Here is a 13,214-nt window from a genome sequence, read left to right on the forward strand (position 1 = left end):
GCCTTACATCATTGGACAACACCATGCCGAGAGTCGGGTTCAAGGAACTTTTCAGGTTGGGGCACGTGGTCGCCGACGGACAACTGCTGCGTTATGCGAAAGGAGACCGCGGATACACCAGCCGGTTTGAAAACGCCTTCGCAGAGACAATGGGCGTCGAGCATGTCCTGACAGTCAACAGCGGCACCAACGCGCTTGTCGCGGCGTTGGCCGCGGCCGGCATCGGGCCGGGGGACGAAGTTCTCGTGCCGGCCTATACCTGGGTGTCCACGGCAATCGCCCCCATGGCCGTGGGTGCCGTGCCGGTTCTTGTGAACATCGACGAAAGCCTGACAATCGACCCCGAGGACATAGAGCGCAACATAACGCCTCAGACCAAGGCCATCATGCCGGTGCACATGCTCAACCTTGTCTGCGACATGGACCGGATCATGCAGATCGCACGCGCCCATGACCTGAAAGTGATCGAGGATGCCTGCCAGGCGATCGGGGCGACCTACAAGGGCCGCCGGGTCGGCAGCATCGGCGACATCAACGCCGTCAGTTTCAACCACTACAAGAACATGACGTCCGGCGAAGGCGGCGCTGTTCTGACCAATGACGACCGGCTTTTCACGCGGGCGCGGATGTTTCACGATCCAGGCAATTTCATCCGGGGTCACGAACGAAACAACGAGCCGCTGTTTTCCTGCCTGAACATGCGGGTGTCGGAGCTGACGGGCGCAATGCTGGATGCGCAGTTGGCACGGCTGGAGCCGCTTCTGACGCGACTGCGCCGACGTCACCGCATGATGGCGGAGGTCTTTGAAGACGCGCCCGGTGTGCGCCTGTCACCGCATCATGATCCGGAGAACGCTGTCGGCATGGCGGTGATGTTCGACCGCGAGGCGGATGCACGGGCCTTCGGCCAGCTTCGCGGCTTCGAGCGGTTGATCGAAACCGATCGGCATGTCTTTACCAATTGGGAAGTGATCTTTTCAAAGCGCTGGTTCGACCCGCGCATGAACCCCTATCAGTGGGCCAAGCGCGACATCGAATACCGCGTCGAGGACTTCGAGAAAACACTCGATATCCTGCGGCGCACCTGCCGGGTCGCGCTGGGCGCGCAGTACCCGCTGCCGATAATGAAGTTTCGGCGGCGCGCGGTGGCGCGGGCTTTGCAGCGCGCACCCGGCATTTCCGGCAAGGCTTTGGCATGATCCATGAACCCAGCGTATCGGTCAGCAAACCTGTGACCTTGCCGTCCGCGCCGGCGCTTGAAATCGTGGTCATCAACGTGAAGCAGGCGGAGGAGCGACGGCGTCGTATCACGGCTCAGTTCGCCACGCTCGGTCACCCGTGGCGGTTCTTCGAGGCTCATACGACGCTCACCAATCCCGCTCTGCGGTACGATCCCGCTCGGATCCTGCGCACTTATGGGCGCCAGATGACACCAGCACAGCTTGCGCTTTGTTCCAGTCATTACACCGTGATTGCCGAATTTGCCGAAAACGGTGCAGGCGATTACCTGCTGGTCTTCGAGGATGACGTGCTCTTCGACACCGCGTTTCCTCTTGATGCACTCACCCGATACTGCAGCGACACAGGGATCGAGTACATACGGCTTTTCGGGATGTATTACGCGGCGGCCAAACAGCTGAATTTCTTTTTCGACAGGTCAATCGTGCGCTATCGGTCATCCCCGGCAGGCGCGCAGGCATACATGCTTTCCCGGAAAGGCGCGGCACGCGTGGTGGAGACATGCCGCGACATCGAGACGGCCTGGGATCTGTCGCTTGACGAGTTCTGGAAGACCGGGCTTCCGATCTACTCGGTCTTTCCGTTTCCGGTGATGGAGCGTTTCTCGCCGAGCTCGGTGCCGATGAACGAGTATGGGCCGCTGTCCCCGCGCGAACGGCTCACCTGGTTGGCGCATCGCGCGCGCAACAAGCTGCGAAAGCTGCGAGCCAACCTCCGGTTGGCGCAGGCCGACAGGTCACTGCGCGCCCGCGATCCGGGCTTTCAGCAGGTCGACGACGACATGGTACGCCATGGTTGAAGGCGACGGCGTCGGTCGCGCGCCCGCCCGGCCGAGCCGGCAGACGTGGCGCATGCGTGATCTGCACGAGATCGATCCGTGCGAGGAATTGCCGTCGGATGTCGTGATCGTCGGCGGCGGGGCCGCCGGGCTGACCGTGGCACAGGGCCTCGCGGGGACAGAGCGCGAGGTGCTGGTGCTGGAAAGCGGCGGTCTGGAGGAAACCGAAGCGGCCGAGGCCCTGAATGCCGTCGATACAGAGCCGGGACTCTGGAACGAGATCCAGCAAGCCCGTCGCCGCGATTTCCACGGCGCGCAAACGGACTTGTGGGATCACGCCAGGCAGGGCTTCGGTGTCCGTTGCCGTGTGCTTGGCGGCTCCACACAGGCCTGGGCGGGTAAATCGGCAGCCTTCGACGCCATCGACTTCTCTGCCCGTAGCTGGTTGCCAGACAGTGGGTGGCCCATCTCGGCCGGCGACCTTGCCGAGCCGCTCGAGCGCGCGGCACGTACCCTCAACCTGGGCCCGAACTGCTATGACGAAGAGCTTTGGGCGCTGATGAACCGGCAGGCGCCAGTGCCTTGCCCCGACCGGGACGTGCTTGGGTCGTATTTCTGGCAGTTTGCGCGTTCGCGTATTGCGCCGATGGAAGTCATGCAGATGGGCCATGAGTTTCGGAAGAACCAGCCAAAGAACTGCCGCGTCGTGACCGGGGCGACCGCGCTGACCATTCTGTGCGACGCCGCGGGCGGGCGTGTCACGGGTGTGCGTGTCGCCGATGCAAAAGGCGCGACCCGGGTCATTCCTGCCCGGCAGGTCGTGCTTGCGGCGAGCGCGATCGAGAACGCCCGGCTTCTTCTGAATTCCAGGGACCAGTCCGGTCGCGGGCTGGGGAACCGTCATGGTGTCGTCGGGCGCTATCTTATGGATCATCCAAGTGCGGTGGTCGCACATTTCGAGGACGACGCGATCATGCCAATGTCCAGGATGTTCGGCTTTTTCGGACTGAGAAGCGAACACGGCACCAGCATGTACATGCGTGGCCTGGCCCCGACGGCCGCAGTTCAGCAGAAGGAAGAGTTGCTGAACTGCGCGGTGTTCATGCCGAGCGAACGCGCGGCTGACGATCCCCTTCCGGCGGCGAAGCGGATCCTCAAACGAGAAAGCGAAAACACGTTGCAGGATATCGCGAACGTCCTGCGCTCACCGGGTATCATCGCAAAGGGTCTCGCGCGCATGGCTGCGCAGCACCCGCGATTTCCCACCGGCTTGACCCGCTTCGCCGTCGAACAGGTTCTTCGTTTCCGACCGAATTTCGCCGCGGAGGAGTACCTTACCGGCGGCATGCCGCACAAGCTTACGGGTCTGGCTGTTCAGGCGATATGCGAGCAGGCTCCGAATGCCGAGAACAGGGTATCCTTGTCGGACCGGGTCGATCGCTTCGGTCAGCCACTGCCTCTCGTGCAGTGGCGCGTGGGAGAGCGGGAAACGCGCACATTGGCGCGACTGGGGGAATTGGTCGCGCTTGAATTCGAACGTGCCGGGCTGCCGTGCCCGACGCTTGACCCCTGGGTGCGCGATGGCGGCGATGCCCCCGCGACGATCATCGACATGGCGCATTCCTCCGGTACGACGCGGATGGCCACGGATCCGACGAAAGGCGTCGTCGACGCGGATTGCCGCGTGCACGGCTTTTCCAACATTTACATCGCGGGCGCTTCGGTCTTTGCAACCAGCGGCCATGCCAATCCAACGCTGATGATCGTCGCCCTGGCCCACAGGCTGGCCGATCATCTGCGGGCCGCCCCGGCAGACAACGCATGATCCGCGTGGCAGACGGTTTCGGGGAAGCCTTGGGAAAGCCAACCACGGTGTCCGACCTCATGTGTCGGCGCCACTGACCCGAGTTTGTTTCAAGAGGGGTTTCTGCGAGTAATCTGCTAAATTGGACCCGAAGATGGGTCTGAATTCGGTGATGACAGCGGAAATTTCCCCCTAGGGTGCTGTCATTCACGGGGTAAATTGGAGGCGAGTACCGGAATCGAACCGGTGTAGACGGATTTGCAATCCGCTGCGTCACCACTCCGCCAACTCGCCTTTGTGGTGGGCCGATCGGCCTGAGATGCCTGATTAGTGTTTCGTGCAGGCGTTGTCCAGACCCCGCGCGCGGATCTGGAAAGCTTCGGTGCCAGCGGTCGCCTTTGCGGTCGGCGAAGACCTGAGTGAAGCGGGCGTTCTGGCCGGTGTTACGGGCTTCCGGACGCTGCGATATCACCGCGCTCATATCTGCGTCCAAGACGATCGGCGCATGGGGAACCTGCCCGCCGGGTGGGACGGGGCACGCGGGCGGCCACGCCGGACCTTGGGTGCGGCGTGCCTTTGCGGCGTCGCGCGCAGTGTTGCTTCAAAGGGTCGCTCTGACGCTTACGGGGTTATGGGCATTGTGAGGGTCGAGGGTTTGTGGCAGAAACTCCGTGAGGACAATGCAGCTACAGGAACGTCCAATGACGGATTACTCCGCACGCCGGACCATGATGGTCGATACGCAAGTGCGCCCGGCCGACGTCACCAAGTTTCCAATCATCGATGCGATGCTCGCGGTTGCCCGCGAGGCGTTCGTGCCCCGCCACCTGAGAGAGGCGGCATATGTGGGAGAGAACATCGACCTCGGGGGCGGGCGCGTCGTGCTCGAGCCCCGGACCCTGGCCAAGATGCTGGATGCGCTGGATATCCGGTCGAACGAGCTGGTGCTCGACCTGGGATGCGGGCTTGGATACTCCTCTGCCGTCGCGGCGCGCATGGCCGAGGCGGTCGTCGCGGTCGAGGAGAACGAAGATCTGGCAGAGGAGGCGCGGTCGATCCTGTCGGAGCGTGGGGCCGACAACGTCATCGTGCATGAGGGCCCCCTGGCCGAGGGCGCGGCCGAGCACGGGCCCTACGATGTGATCATGATCCAGGGCGCGGTCGACGAGCTGCCGGAGACAATCACCGACCAGTTGAAGGAGGGCGGCCGCATGGCCTGTCTCTTCGCCGAGGGCCGGCTGGGAGCGGTACGTGTGGGCTACAAGGTGGATGGCGCGATGAATTGGCGTTTCGACTTCAACGCCGGGGCCCCGGTTCTGCCGGGCTTCGAACGACAAGCGGCGTTTTCGCTATGACCTGCGGGGCGCAAGTGACGGCCGGCAGGGGCCGCGTTTCCAGGGGGCGCGCGCTGTCGTCGATCAGGGCGTGTTTGCTCGCGGGCGCGGTCGCGGTGGCCGGGATGACCGGCCTGGCGGGGGCTGCAAAATCCGAAACGCTGGGCGAGGCGCTGGCCTGGGCCTACGAGTACAGCGGATTGCTCGAACAGAACCGCGCCCTGTTGCGGGCCGCCGACGAGGATGTCGCGCAGGCCGTGTCGCAGTTGCGCCCGATCATCAACTGGACCGCGGATATCACGCGGGATTTCGGCAAGGCGAAGACCAGTGGCCTGATCAACCCGATCCGCAGCACGAGTTTCAACACCGGCATCGTGCTGGAACTGTTGTTGTTCGATTTCGGACAGACCCGATTCCGCATCGACGCGGCGAAAGAGACGGTTCTGGCGACGCGGGAATCTCTGCGCAGCATCGAGCAGCAGGTTCTGCTGCGGGCCGTCGCGGCGTTCTATAATGTGCAGCGCAACCGCGAGTTCGTGTCCTTGCGGCAAAACAACCTGCGTCTTCTGCGGCAGGAGCTGAGGGCCGCGCGGGACCGTTTCGAGGTCGGCGAGGTCACGCGCACGGATGTCGCGCAAGCCGAGGCGCGAGTCGCCAGCACCGAGGGTGAACTGGCGGAGGCGCAGGGCAATCTTGCGCAAGCGGTCGAGGAATACCGCGCCGTCGTCGGGCGCACGCCGGGGACCTTGCGGACGCCGGGTGGATTGCCGAATCTTTCCGCCGGGATCGAGGCCTCGAAGAACATCGCGGCGCGCAATCACCCGGATATCCTGCGGGCCCAGCGGCAGGTTGCCTCGGCCGATCTGACGATCCTTGCCGCGGACGCCGCGATGAAGCCGCGGTTCACGGCGCAGGGGCGGCTGGGCGTCGGCGAGGATCTGGACGGCAGCGATTACACGCGCTCGGGCAGCGTGGGGCTGAACATGCAGGCGCCGATCTATCAGGGCGGTCTGCTGAGCTCGGCCAAGCGCCAGGCACAGGCGCAGCGGGACGCGGCGCGTGGGAATCTGCACGTGGTGCGGCGCGCCGTCATTCAGGATGTAGGCAACGCCTTTGCGATCCTGCAATCGGCGCGGGTCGTGCGCGAGGCGAGCCGCGAGCAGGTGCGTGCGGCGCAGGTCGCCTTTCGCGGTGTGCGCGAGGAAGCGACGCTGGGAGCGCGGACGACGCTGGACGTGCTGAACGCCGAGCAGGAACTTCTGAACGCACGCAGCAGCCTGATCTCGGCCGATGTGGACGTGGCGGTTGCAGCCTACCAGGTGCTTTCGGCCATCGGACAGCTGACGGCCAAGGACCTGAAGCTCAACGTGCAGACCTATGATCCGGCGGCCTATTACAACCTGGTGAAGGACGCTCCGGTGCCGATCAGCAGGCAGGGCAAGCAGCTGGACCGGGTCCTGAAATCGCTCGGGCGGCAGTAACGGTCCGGGACGATACCGCCCGGTGCGCAAAAGCGTTTAAAAGGCGGCGTTCTAAAATGTTGTGCGAATTTGCGCCAGTCGCTAGACTGTCGCGCAGGCAAGAATGGTAGTTGAGCATGTCTGATCCCGTCTCGAATGCGGAAATCGAGGACGTCCTGTCGTCTATTCGCCGGCTGGTCTCGGCTGATAAACGTTTCGAATCGCACGTGGCGGAACCACGGCACGGGGCATCGGGCCCCAGCACATCGACACAGAGCGCAGACGCGGAAGACCCCGCGCCGGAACCGCAAGGTGCCGCCAGGCCTGGCGAAGCGCGGCTGGTGCTGACGCCGTCATTCCGGGTCAGGCCGGAGGAGGAGGATGTCACCGCTGACCCAGCGGGCGACGACGCGGAGCACCTGGCGCTGGAACAATGGCAGGTCACGCCCGACTCGACTGTCGAGGCTGCAGGGTCAGACACCGGGGAGGTCGATGACCTTTCCGCGGAGGCATGGGACAACCATAGCGAGGATGACTCCCTGGGGGGCGAGACGGCCGAACCCTGGCCCGAGGCCGACGACGATGTCATGACCGCGTTGCACGACGACATGCGCGCGGATGATGATGCGCATCTAAAGGACTGGCTGACGGCCGAAGACACGTCTGACGAGTCCGCCGATGACTGGCAGGATGATACTCTGCCGGACCACGGGGATGCGCAGTCAGGCGCGGATTTCGAAACAGCGGCCTTTGTCGACGACGATGTGGCCTTCGACTACACCGATCCGGACGTGCCCGAGGACGCAACAGGATCACTGGAGCGCGAGCCGAAAACATCGGAACTCGAGGCGCGCATTGCGGAGGTCGAAGCCGCCGTGGCTGCCCGTGAGGACCAGTGGGAGCCAGATGGCGCCTCCGAAGACGCCTATGCCGGCGGACGGACCGAGCCTCTTCCCTGGGAAGATCACGTCGAGACCGCGACCCCGGTTTTCATTCCGCGAGCCGCCCATCACGACACGCCGGAGTCGTCGCAGGACGACGCCCAGGACGAAATGCCATCCCCCGACACCTCCGCCTCCGGCGAGTCCAAAGCGCCGGGCGGGGCCGACGGGTCTTTCGGTGAGGGCCAGGCGGAGCAGGGCGCGGACACGGCCCGAGGCGCGGAGGCCTGGTACCGCGAAGACACCGATGCGGTTCTCGACGAAGACGCCCTGCGCGACCTGGTGAGTGAAATCGTTCGGCAGGAATTGCAGGGCACCCTGGGGGAGCGTATCACTCGGAACGTCCGCAAGCTGGTACGCCGCGAGATCCATCGCGCGTTGATGGGCCAGGAACTGGAATAACGGCGGCACCTTCGGTCCGGCCGAGTGCATTCATAGCCATCCAGCCTGGCGCCTGTGGGCCGCTTGCAGGCGCGTAGGGCGATTTTTCCGAGTGCAGGACGAGGGTGCGGTCCGGGTGGCCGAGACCGGGAGCCATGCCGGGTGCGTCCAGGCACATGGTCGCCGCCGCAAAGCCCGAGGACATGGCCGCCTTGCTGCAGACTTGCAGCGAGGCTCACATCCCTGCCATCGGCACGGAGAGCCGTCAGAACGGCGATGGTGGCCTTGCTGCCGGGTATCAGGACAAGATCGGCGATCCCGTGCAGGGGGCTGCGGCCTTGGCCGGTGTTCCGTCGCGCCGTCGCTGTCGCAACCCGAGCCCAGGAACGAAAAAGCCCCGCCGGTGAGGCGGGGCAAATTCAATTTCGACGACGTGGAGGATCAGGCGGCTTCGGCCTGCGCGGCGGCGTTGCGACGCTCGCTTTCCTCGCGCGACAGGGCAACCGAGGTGCGCACACCCTTGCCCACGAAGTCCATCAGGCCGGAGACCACCCGTTCGTTCGGGTCAATGCCCGCGCAGGACAGCACTTCGCGACCATCGCGAGAGCGCGCCCAACGGGCGATCTGTTCCGGGCCATTGCCGTATTTCTTGTCGTCGGCAATCGCGTCGTCCAGAGCAGCCAGTACGACGGCTGCGAAAAGTTTGCGGGCACGGTTTCCTTGCTCTGCATTGAAAGCCGTACCGTCAACGAAATCTTTCATGTTTCGTCCTTGTTTTTATTGCTCTTGTGTCTCAGGCGTGGCGCCGGTTATGACGGGTTTTCAGCGATTCGGATAGTCCCGAAACGCATAACACGTCTGCGCGGTTTGCATGGCTTGCTGCGAATGCAGCACGATATGTCGTCGTCTTGCATGACATCACACGACTAGATATAGGTTTGGGCGAACATCGATCAACCTCTTGTCATGGTTTCGCCACAATGCCCAAAATCAACGGAAACGAGATACGTCCCGGTAATGTCCTGGAACACAATGGCGGCCTTTGGAGCGCCGTCAAAGTCGACCACGTCAAGCCCGGCAAGGGTGGCGCGTTCGCCCAGGTCGAGCTGCGCAACCTTCGTAACGGATCAAAGCTTAACGAACGGTTCAGAAGCGCGGACAAAGTCGAACGTGTGCGCCTGGAACAGAAGGATCAGCAGTTTCTCTATGAAACCGACGGTATGTTTGTGTTCATGGATTCAGAGACTTACGAACAGATCGAATTGCCTGCGGACCTGCTGGGCGAGCGTCGGCCATTCTTGCAGGATGGCATGACAATCACCGTAGAATTCTACGAAAACGAGGCGCTGAACGCGACCCTGCCGCAGAAAGTGAACTGCCGCGTGGTCGAGACCGAGCCGGTCGTGAAGGGTCAGACGGCCGCCAACAGCTTCAAGCCGGCCATTCTGGACAATGGTGTCAAGGTCATGGTGCCGCCCTTCGTCGGACCCGACGAGGAGATCGTCGTCAACACCGAGACGATGGAATACGCAGAGCGCGCGTGAGCCCGTACCGCCCGGCCGCTTCGGCGGCTGCGGCGAGACGTCGCATCAGTCGGGCAGGCGCAGGGTAGCGTCCTCGGCCTGCATCGTTCCAGTGGCCCGATCGAAACGAAGATAGGCGATGGCGCGATTGCCCGATTGGGTGAAGAGCGTGCCCGCCGCCTTGCCGTCGGCCGTGATCGCCGTGCCGACCGGGGCGCTGCCCTCCAGATCGACCGAGGCGAACCCCTTGCGCAGTTCCGTCTTGTGCTTCATCCGCGCGGTCACCTCCTGTCCGACGTAACACCCCTTGCGGAAATCCACGCCGTTCAGCCGCTCGAACCCGGCTTCCAGGATGAAGGTGTCGGGCGTGAGTTCGATGTTGGTTTCCGGGATGCAATGGGCGACGCGGATCGCGTCGAAATCGCTGCCGTCATCGCCCGCCTCGGCGCCATAGAGACGCCATCCCAGCGCCGAATGGCGCGGATCGTCGAAGGCCCCCTCGGGCCGTTCGCCGGTGCCGCGCCAGACCGCAAGATCCGTCTCGGTGATCTGCACATCGGCGCGCAGCTTGTACATGTTGAGCCGCTGGACCAGGCCATCGGCCAGGTCTGCCGCGACGTCCAGAAGGATCTCGCCGTCCCGGGGCACAAGGAAGAAATCGGCCAGGTACTTGCCCTGCGGCGTCAGCATCGCGGCGTAGACCAATCCGTGGTCCAGCTTCCTGATGTCGTTGGTGACCAGCCCCTGAAGGAAATCGCGCGCCTCGGGGCCGGTGATCTGAAATATCCTGCGGGTCATGGCGGGCCTCGTCATTGTCATGGCCGTCATATAAGAAAATCGGTGTGAATTGACAGGGCCAGCAGCGATGCGCGCGAAACTTTCCGTGGTGATGCCGACACTGAATGCCGAAGCCGGGCTGCGGCGCTCGCTGCCCGCCCTGGCCGAGGGGCTGGAGGCCGGGCTGATCCGGGAGCTGGTGATTTCCGACGGGGGATCCGACGACGCGACGGTTCGGGTCGCGGAGGCTGCCGGCGCGAGGCTGGTCGAAGGGGTGGCGTCGCGCGGAGGGCAGTTGCGACGCGGGGCTGGGGTGGCACAGGGCGATTGGCTGCTGTTTCTGCATGCCGACAGCGTTTTGTCGCCAGGCTGGGCCGTGATCGTCAAGGACCATATCACGGCGGCGCGCGGCGCGGCGGCGTTTCGGCTGGCGTTCGACGCCAGGGGCGTGGCGCCAAGGCTGGTGGCGGGGTGGGCCAATCTGCGCAGCAGGCTCTTCGGGTTGCCATATGGCGATCAGGGGCTGCTGATTCCGCGCACAGTGTATGATGCAACGCGCGGCTACCGCGACATCCCGTTGATGGAAGACGTGGCCATGGCGCAGGCGCTGGGGCGGCGGATCACGCTGCTTGGTGCCGTCGCGACCACCAGCGCGGAGCGCTACAGGCGCGACGGGTGGCTGCGCCGGGGCGGGCGCAACCTGCTGTTGCTGCTGCGATACCTTGCGGGGGCGCGCCCCGAGGAGCTGGCGCGGCGCTACTGACGCGCGTTCAGAACCACGGTTTGTACGTGGCCTGAAAATCGGCCTGCAGGTCCAGGTGATCGTATTCGGTCCGAAGCCAGTCCTCGAACGAAATGGGCGCCTGCGCGTTGCGGGCCTGATAGACGTCGAAGATATGGTCGAGCGTGCCCGTCTTGGAGCGCCGGACATGCAGATAGCGCAGACCAAGCTGGCGGCGGGCGACGTCGATCGGTGCCCCATCTATCACCAGAAGATAGATCGCCGAGGCGAGGCCGGCCCGGTCGGCGCCGGACTTGCAATGCATGACGAAAGGCTTCTCCAGCGTTCGGAACGTGTCGATCAGCGCCAGCAGGTCCTCGGCGGGGGGGGCATGGCGGGCCTGAAGGCTGATGCTGACGAGGTTCAGGCCCAGTTTGCGACAGGTTTCGACCTCGGTGTGGTAATGCGCCGACGGGTAGTCGCCGCGCAGGTTGAGCACCGTGTTGATGCCCTTGGCCTTCATCCTGGCGAAACGTTTCAGCGTCGGATGGTTGGAACGATAGACGCCCGGTGCGATCTGAAAGAAGTTGGTCCAGACGCCGCGCAGGATCTCGTGGTCGAACCACAGGTTGTAGATACGCGCACGGCGGCGGTTTTCCGGCGTCGACAGGTCGGTGTTGTAAGACGCGCGCAAGTCGCGTTCCCAGTTGCTGATCCGCTTGAAGAAATTCATCTGGGTCCTTCGCCATGGTCCGGTGACGCCCCCATGTAGGGGCAGGCCGCGCCCGTGGCAAGGAACGGCGATTGACGGCGCCCGGGATGCGGCTAAGTTGCACGCAATTCTTGACGTGGAGACGTGTGATGAGCGGTGCCGGCGGACGCCCCTACCTGGCCATTCCGGGCCCTTCTGTCATGCCCGACCGGGTGCTGCGGGCGATGAACCGCGCCTCGCCCAACATCTATGCGGGCGAGCTGGTCGACATGATGCCGGACCTTGTGGCGGACCTGCGCGGCGTCGCGCGCACCAAGGGGCATGCCGCGATCTATATCGGCAACGGACACGCCGCGTGGGAGGCGAGCCTGGCCAACATCGTGCAGCCGGGAGAGCGGGTGCTGGTGCTGGCCACGGGGCGGTTCGGGCACGGCTGGGCCGAGGTGGCCGAGGCGCGGGGGATCGAGGTGCAGATACTCGATTTCGGGCGGCAGGCGCCGGTCGACAGCCAAGCGGTCGAGGACGCGCTGCGCGCCGATAAGGCGCATGATATCAAGGCGGTGCTGGTCACGCATGTGGACACGTCCTCGTCGGTTCTGAACGATGTGGCCGCGGTGCGCGCGGCGATGGATGCGGCGGGGCATCCCGCGCTCTTGGCTGCCGATTGCATTGCCTCGCTGGCTTGCGACAGGTTCGAGACGGACGCCTGGGGCGTCGACGTGATGGTGGCGGGCAGCCAGAAGGGGCTGATGACACCGCCAGGGCTGGGCTTTGTCTTTTTCAACGACAAGGCCTCGGATGTGCGCCGGACGGTCCCGCGCGTCAGCCGGTACTGGGATTGGGTGCCGCGCACCGAGCCGGACCTCTTCTACCAGTATTTCGGCGGCACGGCACCGACGCATCACCTGTATGGCTTGCGTGAAGCCCTTGATATGCTTGGCGAGGAAGGCATCGAGGCGGTCTGGGCGCGGCACGACCGGCTGGCCCGCGCGGTCTGGGCCGCGTGCGAGGCGTGGGGCGCGGAGGGGCCGCTGAGGTTGAACATCACCGAGGCCGCGCGTCGCAGCCGGGCGGTGACGTCGGTGGCGATCGGCAAGCCCCTGGGCGAAGACCTGCGCCAGTGGGTCGAGGCGCATATGGGCGTCACGCTGGGGATCGGGCTGGGCATGCAGACCGAGGATGACCCGCGCAGCAGCGGGTATTTCCGGATCGGGCATATGGGGCATCTGAACGGTCACGCGCTGCTGGGCGTGCTGGGGGCTGTCGAGGCGGGGCTGACTGCGCTGAATATCGCGCATGGCGACGGCGCGGTGCAGACGGCGGCGCAGGTTCTGGCCGCGCCTTAGGCGTTCGAGCGGCTGAATCGGGTGATCAGCAAGTTCAGCCCATAGCCCACCGCCATCACCACCGGCAGGCCGAACACCATCCACAAAGCCATGAAAATCCAAAGCAAATTGACCAGCCCCATGACCAGTGCGGCATTGGTGTAATTCGGCGCTTCGGGCATCTGTCCACGTCTCATGCCCGTGATCTTAATGCAGGAC

13 protein-coding genes, 1 tRNA gene and 1 pseudogene are annotated in these 13,214 nt (G+C 64.4%); 9 read left to right on the plus strand and 6 right to left on the minus strand.

Going from position 1 to position 13,214, the window contains the following annotated elements:
- Positions 1 to 23: 23 nt before the first annotated feature.
- The 3 genes from KUV49_RS08060 to KUV49_RS08070 are packed head-to-tail and all read left to right on the plus strand — an operon-like array spanning position 24 to position 3,842.
- Positions 24 to 1,199, plus strand: a complete 1,176-nt coding sequence (locus KUV49_RS08060) for a DegT/DnrJ/EryC1/StrS family aminotransferase (RefSeq protein WP_222449505.1) — start codon at positions 24 to 26, stop codon at positions 1,197 to 1,199.
- The gene (locus KUV49_RS08065; protein WP_222449506.1) at positions 1,196 to 2,038 is read left to right on the plus strand and encodes a glycosyltransferase family 25 protein; all 843 of its coding nucleotides are present in this window, start codon (positions 1,196 to 1,198) and stop codon (positions 2,036 to 2,038) included. Before KUV49_RS08060 ends, KUV49_RS08065 begins: the two co-directional genes overlap by 4 nt.
- The gene (locus tag KUV49_RS08070; RefSeq protein ID WP_222449507.1) at positions 2,031 to 3,842 is read left to right on the plus strand and encodes a GMC oxidoreductase; all 1,812 of its coding nucleotides are present in this window, start codon (positions 2,031 to 2,033) and stop codon (positions 3,840 to 3,842) included. The genes KUV49_RS08065 and KUV49_RS08070 overlap by 8 nt, the downstream gene beginning before the upstream one ends.
- Before the next feature lie 199 nt (positions 3,843 to 4,041).
- Here KUV49_RS08070 and KUV49_RS08075 read toward each other — a convergent pair.
- Positions 4,042 to 4,115, minus strand: a tRNA-Cys gene (locus tag KUV49_RS08075).
- A 407-nt stretch (positions 4,116 to 4,522) separates the two neighbouring features.
- Between KUV49_RS08075 and KUV49_RS08080 the strand changes: the two genes are divergently transcribed.
- The 3 genes from KUV49_RS08080 to KUV49_RS08090 all read left to right on the plus strand — a co-directional run bounded on the left by KUV49_RS08080 (position 4,523) and on the right by KUV49_RS08090 (position 7,958).
- Positions 4,523 to 5,176 (plus strand): protein-L-isoaspartate O-methyltransferase family protein, encoded by a 654-nt coding sequence (locus KUV49_RS08080; protein ID WP_152491725.1) that lies wholly within the window; start codon positions 4,523 to 4,525, stop codon positions 5,174 to 5,176.
- 104 nt (positions 5,177 to 5,280) lie between these two features.
- Complete coding sequence (locus KUV49_RS08085; protein WP_222449508.1) at positions 5,281 to 6,636, plus strand: TolC family outer membrane protein; 1,356 nt, start codon at positions 5,281 to 5,283, stop codon at positions 6,634 to 6,636.
- Positions 6,637 to 6,752: 116 nt separating this feature from the next.
- The gene (locus tag KUV49_RS08090) at positions 6,753 to 7,958 is read left to right on the plus strand and encodes a hypothetical protein (protein ID WP_222449509.1); all 1,206 of its coding nucleotides are present in this window, start codon (positions 6,753 to 6,755) and stop codon (positions 7,956 to 7,958) included.
- A 173-nt stretch (positions 7,959 to 8,131) separates the two neighbouring features.
- On the opposite strand, the pseudogene KUV49_RS21640 reads toward KUV49_RS08090, so the two are convergent.
- Both KUV49_RS21640 and KUV49_RS08100 read right to left on the minus strand, forming a co-directional pair.
- A pseudogene (locus KUV49_RS21640) lies at positions 8,132 to 8,356 on the minus strand (hypothetical protein); the annotation flags it as partial.
- Positions 8,357 to 8,378: 22 nt separating this feature from the next.
- Entirely contained in the window at positions 8,379 to 8,699 is a 321-nt protein-coding gene (locus KUV49_RS08100; protein ID WP_152491727.1) for a DUF6280 family protein, read from the minus strand.
- A 218-nt stretch (positions 8,700 to 8,917) separates the two neighbouring features.
- Here KUV49_RS08100 and efp point away from each other — a divergent pair, with 218 nt between their 5' ends.
- Complete coding sequence (efp, locus tag KUV49_RS08105; RefSeq protein ID WP_152494414.1) at positions 8,918 to 9,481, plus strand: elongation factor P; 564 nt, start codon at positions 8,918 to 8,920, stop codon at positions 9,479 to 9,481.
- A 45-nt stretch (positions 9,482 to 9,526) separates the two neighbouring features.
- On the opposite strand, the gene KUV49_RS08110 is transcribed toward efp, so the two are convergent.
- Entirely contained in the window at positions 9,527 to 10,258 is a 732-nt protein-coding gene (locus KUV49_RS08110; protein WP_222449510.1) for a YgfZ/GcvT domain-containing protein, read from the minus strand.
- Between the two features lie 67 nt (positions 10,259 to 10,325).
- On the opposite strand from KUV49_RS08110, the gene KUV49_RS08115 reads away from it, so the two are divergent.
- Positions 10,326 to 11,000 carry a TIGR04283 family arsenosugar biosynthesis glycosyltransferase gene (locus KUV49_RS08115; protein ID WP_222449511.1) on the plus strand — a complete coding sequence of 225 codons (675 nt, stop codon included), beginning with the start codon at positions 10,326 to 10,328 and terminating at the stop codon, positions 10,998 to 11,000.
- Between the two features lie 7 nt (positions 11,001 to 11,007).
- On the opposite strand, the gene KUV49_RS08120 is transcribed toward KUV49_RS08115, so the two are convergent.
- Positions 11,008 to 11,691, minus strand: coding sequence for a fused DSP-PTPase phosphatase/NAD kinase-like protein (locus KUV49_RS08120; RefSeq protein WP_222449512.1), 684 nt, complete (start codon positions 11,689 to 11,691; stop codon positions 11,008 to 11,010).
- A 128-nt stretch (positions 11,692 to 11,819) separates the two neighbouring features.
- Here KUV49_RS08120 and KUV49_RS08125 point away from each other — a divergent pair, with 128 nt between their 5' ends.
- Entirely contained in the window at positions 11,820 to 13,016 is a 1,197-nt protein-coding gene (locus KUV49_RS08125) for a pyridoxal-phosphate-dependent aminotransferase family protein (RefSeq protein ID WP_222449513.1), read from the plus strand.
- On the opposite strand, the gene KUV49_RS08130 is transcribed toward KUV49_RS08125, so the two are convergent.
- On the minus strand, positions 13,013 to 13,192 hold the full coding sequence (locus tag KUV49_RS08130) for a hypothetical protein (RefSeq protein ID WP_222451044.1): 180 nt from the start codon (positions 13,190 to 13,192) through the stop codon (positions 13,013 to 13,015). The genes KUV49_RS08125 and KUV49_RS08130 overlap by 4 nt on opposite strands.
- Positions 13,193 to 13,214 lie beyond the last annotated feature (22 nt).

It is taken from the genome of Roseovarius atlanticus (assembly GCF_019802205.1).
Lineage (GTDB): Bacteria > Pseudomonadota > Alphaproteobacteria > Rhodobacterales > Rhodobacteraceae > Roseovarius > Roseovarius atlanticus_A.

What these genes read in the sequence shown, in the direction of transcription:
- KUV49_RS08060 (WP_222449505.1), top strand. Translation starts at nt 24, where the DNA reads ATGCCGAGAGTCGGGTTCAAGGAACTTTTCAGGTTGGGGCACGTGGTC.
- KUV49_RS08065 (WP_222449506.1), top strand. Translation starts at nt 1,196, where the DNA reads ATGATCCATGAACCCAGCGTATCGGTCAGCAAACCTGTGACCTTGCCG.
- KUV49_RS08070 (WP_222449507.1), top strand. Translation starts at nt 2,031, where the DNA reads ATGGTTGAAGGCGACGGCGTCGGTCGCGCGCCCGCCCGGCCGAGCCGG.
- KUV49_RS08080 (WP_152491725.1), top strand. Translation starts at nt 4,523, where the DNA reads ATGACGGATTACTCCGCACGCCGGACCATGATGGTCGATACGCAAGTG.
- KUV49_RS08085 (WP_222449508.1), top strand. Translation starts at nt 5,281, where the DNA reads ATGACCGGCCTGGCGGGGGCTGCAAAATCCGAAACGCTGGGCGAGGCG.
- KUV49_RS08090 (WP_222449509.1), top strand. Translation starts at nt 6,753, where the DNA reads ATGTCTGATCCCGTCTCGAATGCGGAAATCGAGGACGTCCTGTCGTCT.
- KUV49_RS08100 (WP_152491727.1), bottom strand. Translation starts at nt 8,699, where the DNA reads ATGAAAGATTTCGTTGACGGTACGGCTTTCAATGCAGAGCAAGGAAAC.
- efp (WP_152494414.1), top strand. Translation starts at nt 8,918, where the DNA reads ATGCCCAAAATCAACGGAAACGAGATACGTCCCGGTAATGTCCTGGAA.
- KUV49_RS08110 (WP_222449510.1), bottom strand. Translation starts at nt 10,258, where the DNA reads ATGACCCGCAGGATATTTCAGATCACCGGCCCCGAGGCGCGCGATTTC.
- KUV49_RS08115 (WP_222449511.1), top strand. Translation starts at nt 10,326, where the DNA reads ATGCGCGCGAAACTTTCCGTGGTGATGCCGACACTGAATGCCGAAGCC.
- KUV49_RS08120 (WP_222449512.1), bottom strand. Translation starts at nt 11,691, where the DNA reads ATGAATTTCTTCAAGCGGATCAGCAACTGGGAACGCGACTTGCGCGCG.
- KUV49_RS08125 (WP_222449513.1), top strand. Translation starts at nt 11,820, where the DNA reads ATGAGCGGTGCCGGCGGACGCCCCTACCTGGCCATTCCGGGCCCTTCT.
- KUV49_RS08130 (WP_222451044.1), bottom strand. Translation starts at nt 13,192, where the DNA reads ATGAGACGTGGACAGATGCCCGAAGCGCCGAATTACACCAATGCCGCA.